Below are 8,238 nucleotides of genomic sequence, written 5' to 3'. Positions count from 1 at the left end.
CTTGGGAGAAAGAACGCAATCAAAAAAAAGCCAGCGTCTATTGGGGTTTTAAAACCAAGGATGCACGTAAAAAAATGCAGCGTTTATATCCGAGCATTTAACCTAGCAAAATTGCCTTGGCAGACTAGTAGGACGTTCTTTAATTTTTTGCAGTATCGGCGCACTGCTTTCTATCATTTCCTGTTGTTGAGGATTAGCAGATTGCTGTGTCCCAAAAGCAAGACTTTCTTTCGTCCATACTTGGGGATATTCAACCGTAGTCGGATCAACTTTCAATATAGTCGTTGTGAAATTACTTTGGAGCGTAGCTTGTACGGGAGTTCGCTTCTCAGGCTGTAGAACTCCTAACTCTTTTAAGGCTTCTTTGTCCTTATTGAAATGCAATACTCCTAACGTTTCGCCATTAAGAAATACCGCGTCTCGTCTTGTTGATGCTGGTACGTCTAAGGTAACTTTTCGATAATTTTCATCGTTAAATGTCTGCCCCTGAAAATCATAAAAGTTAATTTTATTAATTTTGAGCAAGTTGCCGTTTGGCGAAGTTGCGATCGCAAATGCCTGATTTTTACTCTCCGAGATGCTGGTGAGTTTCAGATTGAGAGGATTACCATCTTTAATATAGTTAAATGCTTGAAGCTGTTTGACTGAATCTGTGTCTAATTCCCCTAGTATTTTACCATCCAGTTTGACCTTGACCGCATGGTTTGGGACGCTGACTGTACCAATTTCTAAGGTTACAGATTCGGCATTAAAATTTTGACCTGCATGAGCAAATTTGCTGATTTCTCTAATAGTAAACTCTATTGGTTCTTTTCCTGGTACTTGAATGGTGGCATTTGCGGTGTAGGCTGACCCTGGTATGATATTGGCTTGCGCTTTTGTGCCAATTGGTAGCTGCCCCGTTCTCGCCTCTGGCATGGCGTATTCTTTGTACTCACCGTCGCCATCTTGTAAAAGTACTAATCGGGAAGCATTACGTTCATGTCCTGGTGGGTGATGGCTAGCTCTGATTTCTATAGGGTATTTTTCCTGTGGGTTCCAGGTTTTATCCTTGAAATTGTTCGCCTCACTGTCAAGCGTCACCAAATTCATCTCCGTGAATTGCAGTTGATTCAATCTGGAGACAATTTCGTCGGGAAAAGCAGCGAAAACAAAGTTGGGTATTTTCTTGGAGATTTGCGTCGGAGATTGTTTATCTTCTAGTTCATCTTGTCTGGATGCCCCAACATTCCAAGTTGCTGCCGCTGCCGATAATCGCTCTTGCTCTGGGATATTCGCCCTGAATGCTTCAGCTGCTTCGTAAGCTTGCTGGAACATCAACTTGGTTTGCCCTCGACTCATTTCTGGCTTTAGTTCAGTCAGAGTTGCGCCACTAGTCGCCATTCCAGGTTTCAAGCTGTAATCTGTCACTGACTGTTGGCTGACTGTTCCCAATTGACGGTATTTTGGTTTGTCATCTTCTGTTTCATGATCAATCTGAGCCAGAGCCATTAACTTGTGAGGACGAGATCTACTTTGATATTTTTCGGGAATTGCTTCTAATTTGAGGTTAATTGTCTGGGCTTTCCAAATACCAGGGTGTCTGTAGCGGGTGAGATTGGTGATTTCTAATTGCGTTCCTTGCTGTGTTTGGATAATAGCAGACAGGCCTGTTTCGCTTTCCCGTTTTCGCTCCATAGTCACAGCTGCATTAAAAATCTTGTCAAACTCATGTTTGGCTTTGATTGCAGTAAATTTTTGTTGAGGTGTAAACTCGATTCCCCTAAACAAATCTTTAAACTGAACTATGGGGCGTGATTCTAGTTGAGATTGTTGGAAATATTTGTTGGTTTGACTGATTAATAATTCTACTGGCGAGTAACCTTTAGGAGTGATCCCCTCGTTCAGATAAGCTGTTCTTGATTTTTTATCTTTTATATAATTAATATCTCTATATAAATAACGCTTATTTTCATTAATTAAACCCATTTCAGGTTTTTTAGCGCTTTTGAATAAGTCCACTGCTATTTGGTTGTGATAGCATCCTTCCTCAATCATGCTCCGATACAGCAGCCGATTCTTATCCATCGCCTGTTGAATAATTTCTGGCGTTCTGTTGGGATTTTCTGCTAAAGCTACAACAGATTGCATGAAGGGTTTGTACTCAGGTCTAATTGGCTTGGATTTTTCACCATATTCTTGGTCAAATAAACTTTGATAGTGGCTGGATACTTGGTCTAAATATTCCGATTTTTGCTCTACAGTGCCATAAGTTTTAAGTATCTCAACTTCTGATTCCAGCGCTTCGAGTGCAGTAACTTGATTGTTGATGATACCTACACTAATACCATCGCTCATGTGAATAGCGATTTCTTCAAATGGCGGTTGGTTTCCGTCTGACAAATAAAATGATTGTTTCTTTTGTTTGACAGTAGGAATATAAGCATTTTCTAGCTGGTTTCTGTACTCGGCTTCGGCTGTAAAGTTAGGATATAAACTGGCGAGGGCAACCCCGATAGATATTGAGCCGAGATAGAAGTAAAAAGCAGCAAGATGGTCTGAAAAGGCTTGCTATATATAGCTTTTAGAGTTTTTAATAGTTACGCCTGATTTGAGCCGCGCATACTCACACTGCAAGTATCTTCTCTCAAAATCCTACTTTCGCCTCAAAAACGCTCAAACCTATATAAAGCAAGGCTTTCCAGACCATCTTGCTGCTTTTTACTTCTATCTCGGCTCAATACCCGGTAAGTCCGGCATTTTCTTTTTCATCTGTGCCATTCTTATTTCCGCAACTCTTACAGGAGTGACAATCATTAATCTGCCAACTTTTCTTTCCTGCCCTAACACTAAAAGCCTTTGTTATCTGGTATACCAAATGCGATTCAACAACAAAAGTGTGATTCTTCCACAACAAACAAAGGATATCCTTGTTGAGTATGAACGTAATAAGAAAAAGCCTCGTCAACGCAAGTGATGATTAAATAGCAAAGTCGAACTGAATTGCTTTTCGATGCAAGGAGATACAACTGGAAGGAACACTCTTAAAAAAGAGTGTCCCTTCAAAACAGTACAAAAGCCTCAGAAAGTATCCTTCGCTGAGAAATATGCAAGGAAAAGCGGTCTTGAACAGCTGTTACCTACTCAATAGGATATTAACTTGGTTAAGTAAGAAACAGCGATACACGAACACCAGAACCGAACGATAGATGAGCAGCAATTGGAAAACCGACCAAACCTTAACCAGCGGTTGGTTGATACAGCACTTCCAGCAGCTATAAAGTGCATCCTCAAAACTGAAAGCTGTGCTAGGGAAAGGGGCAGGGAGAAAAACTGTATTGCATAATAGCGGGAACCGCTGTATTTCTGCCTATAGTGTCTAACGCTGGACTGATTTTTCTACTTTATCCCCCTATAGGATGAGTTAGTAAGCTGTTAATTGCTTTATAGTTGATATTACCCTGCGTAAATCCTTTTCCTTGTTTTTCAACTTTTGTGTAACAGCGGCAGCAACTCATCAAATCACCTGCTTGCGGAAGAAATTATTTTTGTAATTGTCTGCCACAAGTGCTTTACCAACCTTTTTAAATTAACATTTATAAGGGGGTATTTTCGTTAGCTTTACATTTTCTTAAAGTTAATGTTTTATCTAACCTAAATCTTACATATCTTACATAAATTTATCTCACTAATTCCAGAAAAAAATAATTAAATCTTAACAATGAAAGCTAGAAGCCGCGAGCTTAAAAGTCCAACTAAACCAAATACTTGGTTCAACTAGAGAAATTATTAGTGGGAGAACCCAGATTGGACTACCTGTAAAAATCTGAGATGACCTAGTTTCTCAGATGATTATTAAATGCCTGACTGCCAAGTGTCTCTTAGAGGAGAATGCTTGTATGATTGAAAAATTAATTAGAATAGGTGGTAGCGCAGCAGTCAATCCATAAAAGAGCACAAATTCAATACATACCTATAGTTAGTACAACTCTAGAATTTTTAACTCCGGTGCTAGTGGAAAGCCAAATTTCTCATGAAAATGAGGAAATCTAAGTAAAAACAGACATAAAGGCTTATTCCGATAAAAAGCTTTTAACTGAAATAGTCGAAGTTCAAAATCTCCTGTTTGAACTTCTTTTGAGGTAGAAAAACTCCCAGGAAAAATTTCATTAAATTGAATTTCAAACTTTTTAGCAGTTTCTAGAAAAGGTTTACCTATTAATTTAGCTGCATGCTCATAAGCTGGGTTAGGAATATGTTTTCCCGGATTTCTCACAAACTCAGAAAAAAGCGGAGCTTAAAACTGATAAAGTGTATATATGGCAAGCATTTCAGCAGTTTTAACCGATGAATCAACCCGCAAGGCGATCGCTCCCAAAACAGTTCAGATTTGAACAGCCAAAATCGCCTCCAGTCGTAGTTAATTTCAATGGGGGGCTGGTAACATCCGATGCTGGGTTAAACTTAATTGCTGAAATAGATAGAAAACTGCAAATCACATCACAGTTTGCACAGTGTTTCCAAGATTACCGCCAGTCAAATCGAATTGACCATTCAATAGAAAACTTGATTAAACAAAGAATATACGGGTTAGTCATGGGATACGAAGACTTAAATGAGCATGAAGAATTACGTCATGATCCAATGTTTGCTTTAGCATTAGGAAAAAGAATTAGGCTAGAGAATGAGCCTGCTATATTAGCTCCGAATGTGTACATTAAATAGGCTGGAACATTGCCCTGAAGATGTAGAACAAGGAGCAGACAGTCGTTACCATAAAATAGGTCACTCGCCAGAAGAAATTGAAAGTCTATTTGTGAATATATTTCTAAAATCTTACTCCCAAGAACCACGACAAATTATTTTGGACTTGGATGTAACTGATGATTTAGTGCATGGTAATCAGGAGCAAGTTTTCTTCAATACTTATTATGGAGGATACTGCTATGCTCCACTTTATATCTTTTGCGGAAAACATTTATTGGCAGCAAAGCTTCGCCCCTCTAATGTAGATCCAGCAGCAGGAGCATTAGAAGAACTACAGAGAGTTATTAAACAAATACGGCAACAATGGAATAATGTTGAAATTATAGTACGTGGAGATAGTGCCTATTCCAGAGAAAATATCATGGTATGGTGTGAATCACAGCCTAGAGTTGATTACGTTTTTGGATTGGCGCAAAATAGCCGTTTAATTCAGATGACTACAGCAACACAAAGTAAGGCTAAAAATGAGTTTGAGCAAAAAATGTCACCAATAGTTTCATTTTTAGAAACTCTATTTATTCCAGATGAAGAACTCCTTCAACTTGCGTCTGAACTGATTAATAACTCAACTTGGTATAAGTCTTTAGACTACCAAACTCGTGAATCTTGGAGTCGTAGTCGTCGTGTTGTTTCTAAAGTTGAATATGGAGCAAAGGGAATTAATATTCGTTTTGTTGTGACTTCACTTCAAGCCAATAAAGTACCACCTAGTCAACTCTACACGCAAAAATACTGTCAGCGAGGGGAGATGGAAAATCGCCTTAAGGAGCAACAATTGGAACTTTTTAGTGATAGAACCAGTACCCACACATTCGCGGGAAATCAGTTACGTTTATGGTTTTCTTCTATAGCTTACGTTTTGATGAATGCATTGCGTCAAAAATGTTTAGCTAAAACAGATTTAAAAAATGCTCAAGTCGGAACTATTCGTACAAAATTACTAAAACTGGGAGCGCTAATTACTGTCAGCGCACGCCGAATTTTAATTGCGATTAGTAGCTCAAGTCCTTCCAAACATATATTTGCTGCTGCTTACAGATGCTTAATAATGCGTACTTCTACTGCTTAATATTAGTTTTAGTGCATTTTATTTTTCTTTAATTAATGATACTTTGGGCTTGGTTTTATCCAAGTCTATTTTTGAAATACTTAGTTTTATGAACAGAGCCTTTTGGTTTCAGTACTAGAAATAGTATAGTAATTATTTTATCTCTATAGCTACTGATTTATACTAGTTTTGTCTTTTTACCTAAATTTGGATTGATGATGTATTAAAAAAATGCCTTACATGAGGTCATGTAAATTGGTTTTTTATTGCTTGTGAGAAATCCGAGTTTTCTACCTGTTGTAATTCTAATAGATTTAAATTTAACTGTTTTGTCAGATTTTGAGTTACTCAAGTGGATCAAGCAACATCCCCTATTAATACATATACCAGTAGTGATTATGAACAACTCAGAAGATAAAGACCAAGTTTTAGAGGCAATGAATTTAGGCGCTAACTCTTACTTTGTTAAATCGCGCTCACTCAATAGTTTAGTCTACCTTGTGAAGGCTTTTTTACCGTAGCTATTACACAATTGATGATTGTTAATTAGACAGTTAGTTATACAGATTAACTTGAAAAAATCGCGCCTTCTGTTAACGGCACAAAACTTTTACGTTGGGGCAACCTTCTCAAATCAAGGATAGATTTTGCCATCAGGCATCATGGTTTTGTGAAGATTGGCTTCTTCAAGGTTGGTTTGCAAAAGATTAGCGAATAACAAATTAGCTTGTGAGAGATTGGTTTGTGAGAGATTAGCTTGTAATAGGTTAGCTTGTGAGAGATTGGCTTGTGATAAGTTGGCTAGCAACAAAAAGGCTCCTTTCAGGTTAGCTTTCGACAAGTTAGCTCTTTGGAAATTAGCTAGTGATGCTAAACCTTCTGACAGATTTGTTCCTTGGAGATTGGCTTGTGATAGGTTAGCTTGTGAAAGATTGGCTCCACTGAGGTTAGCTTGTGACAAGTTAGCTCCTGACAAGTTGGCTCCTTGAAGATAGGCTCCACTGAGGTTAGCTTGTGACAAGTTAGCTCCTGACAAGTTGGCTCCCTGAAGGTCGGCTTGTAAAAGTACAATGCTTGAGAGGTTAGCTGCTGATAGGTCACAAAAAAAACAGTTTTTCTTGCTCAATAAATGCAGAACATGTTGAGGGTTCGCAGCTAATACGGCAGTAGTGACCAGAGTCAAAACGTTAACGCTAACAAATGCAAAAGCTAGGTAAATGCTTAACTTCATCGGGATTAATTCTTACGTTTGAGAAAATTCTGTCACTACCCGCATTTTCGTAGCCGACGATACAAGCGGAAATTGGAAAAAGTCCAATCTAAAAGTTGCATAAATCAGAACTTTCTAGAAGTCAGGCGAAATTCTCTACATAACAGTTTTTGTTACTTATTTATGCTTACTAATAGCTTACTAACAACTTAGTAAAATCGTAATCTCTGCTCTATTTTCTCAAATCTGTCTTTAAGTAGATTTTTCCGAATTTCAAATCAAGTTGGCAACAAGCATTTGAGTAGTCAAAAGGAGTGAAATTTACCTAAGTACATTTAATGTTTAACAACCTGATATTTTTGGCGATTTGCTCTTATAAACATACTAAAGAGCAAGTATTCTAAGACTTGTTGAGATAGAGTAACTATTTGAGCTTATTCTGAAAAAGATTCGTGATCCGGGCGATAAGTAGAGGTAAGGCAACAGTTAATGCTTGATTATTGGACGGCGAGTGCTGCATTTTTCCCAGTGATGTTCGGAATCCAGGAGTGGGTGTTGCAATTTCACCTGGGTATGAGCCAGCTTCACCGCCCCAAGCTCAAACACAGGCGATGCCGCAAGTTCATAGGAACGAAAACGCCACTACCCCCCGTAAGAAAAAATTAGATTCCCTTCCTCAATCCAAGCCGCACATATTTGAAAGAAGCGATGAAGAGGAGTTACCACCTCAGATGTGCCAGCACATGCAATTTTTGGACTGTGACAAATCAGTGGGGCGCGTGGTGTTCGAGTGCTGGCATTGTAAGCAGGGAATAATCAGCGAGTTTAGTGGGGAACTAGTAATTGGAGAGTATAAGGGGCGTCCGTCAGTGGTGCTGGCGAAAGTGCAATGTCCTAGCTGTGGTGAAACGGCGATTAGATTGAATGCGGGTAAGGTGCTTTCGACAACTGCTATTTCTTCACCCTGGAAGTAGAGATTTGGTCGCTCATAGTTAAAAAAGTTTATTCTTCCTCTGACTCATCTTCATCCTCATCATATTCGTAATCCTCGTCACCATGTTCCTCGTACCACCTGCGTTCTTCCTCTTGAGCCAATTCTCTCTGTATCGAATGGCACTAAGAAAAGCTCTAAGCTATGCTCCATAATGATTACAGGCATTTATGCGATTAATGAGTCAAGGAGTAGCAGCGATCGCGATTTTTTGTAGGTGTCGTGAATATAGGTGCTGTGAAA

At 38.8% G+C, this 8,238-nt stretch carries 4 protein-coding genes and 1 pseudogene; 3 read left to right on the top strand and 2 right to left on the bottom strand.

Going from position 1 to position 8,238, the window contains the following annotated elements; translation table 11 throughout:
• Window positions 1-102: 102 nt before the first annotated feature.
• Complete coding sequence (locus FNW02_RS36715; RefSeq protein WP_191762402.1) at window positions 103-2,382, bottom strand: hypothetical protein; 2,280 nt, start codon at window positions 2,380-2,382, stop codon at window positions 103-105.
• Between the two features lie 1,944 nt (window positions 2,383-4,326).
• Between FNW02_RS36715 and FNW02_RS36705 the strand changes: the two are divergent.
• Both FNW02_RS36705 and FNW02_RS40375 read left to right on the top strand, forming a co-directional pair.
• Window positions 4,327-5,815: pseudogene (locus FNW02_RS36705) on the top strand (IS1380 family transposase).
• A gap of 251 nt (window positions 5,816-6,066) precedes the next feature.
• Entirely contained in the window at window positions 6,067-6,315 is a 249-nt protein-coding gene (locus FNW02_RS40375) for a response regulator (protein ID WP_191762400.1), read from the top strand.
• A gap of 113 nt (window positions 6,316-6,428) precedes the next feature.
• On the opposite strand, the gene FNW02_RS36695 is transcribed toward FNW02_RS40375, so the two are convergent.
• Complete coding sequence (locus tag FNW02_RS36695; protein ID WP_191762399.1) at window positions 6,429-7,025, bottom strand: pentapeptide repeat-containing protein; 597 nt, start codon at window positions 7,023-7,025, stop codon at window positions 6,429-6,431.
• A gap of 527 nt (window positions 7,026-7,552) precedes the next feature.
• Here FNW02_RS36695 and FNW02_RS36690 point away from each other — a divergent pair.
• Entirely contained in the window at window positions 7,553-7,978 is a 426-nt protein-coding gene (locus FNW02_RS36690) for a hypothetical protein (protein ID WP_191762398.1), read from the top strand.
• Window positions 7,979-8,238: the final 260 nt, after the last annotated feature.

It is taken from the genome of Komarekiella delphini-convector SJRDD-AB1 (genome assembly GCF_014831675.1).
In the GTDB taxonomy this organism is placed as follows: Bacteria; Cyanobacteriota; Cyanobacteriia; order Cyanobacteriales; family Nostocaceae; genus Komarekiella.
This window is presented reverse-complemented; position numbering and strand designations above follow the sequence as displayed.